The 690-nt window shown below is 47.5% G+C and carries 1 pseudogene; it reads right to left on the reverse strand.

The features are described from left to right. Positions 1 to 690 (reverse strand): annotated as a pseudogene (locus ACTHUM_RS16825) (UvrD-helicase domain-containing protein); the annotation flags it as partial.

Genomic DNA, 690 nt, shown 5'->3' on the forward strand with positions numbered 1-690 from the left:
GGTCAATGCCTGATGGACATCCAGCAGCAAATCATCAAACACGCGCTCGCGGCGTGATTTTTTTTGTTCGGCAATGGATTGGTTGATGTAGGAAAGGAGTTCGAGTTGCAGGCAGATGAAGACCGCTTCTTCCGCGCTTTTCATTGCCTGCAAATCACGACCAAGATTAGCCAAGGCTTGCAGCTGAATAATTTCCGGTGCATCGGCATTGGCTTTATATTCTTTTTTCAGTTTACTGTTGAGCGTGTCGATACTGAAGAGGCTTAATTTTTCCAGCGTTTGTTTGCTCAGGCGGGGCAGACGGTTGGATTCGGCGTTTGTTTTTAAATCGGTAAAAACATTTTCAAAGGTTTTTCGTTTGTAGGTTTGGCCGTTAAGTTTGGGAAAAATTGCCCAAAACGCTTTTTCCAAGTCTTCCAAGTGGACGCAAACTTTTTGCCATGTTTCTTGAAGCTTGGCTTGGGCTTCTTGCAAATCGCCTTCAGGCCGTCTGAATTTCAGATAGGGGCGGCCGGTATAGCTTTTAATTTCGGCAAGCATTTCTTCGGGCGTGCATTTTCGGTCAAAAACCAATTGTGCCAATGTGGTATCGGTTGCCACTTTCTGCCGCCAAAAGTCCTGCGCTGGAATCAGCAGCCTCTCGCGCGAGTCGTCCGACAGCTCGACATCCAAAGGCGCGCCGCACAAAAA

Source organism: Neisseria sp. P0021.S006, assembly GCF_051956895.1.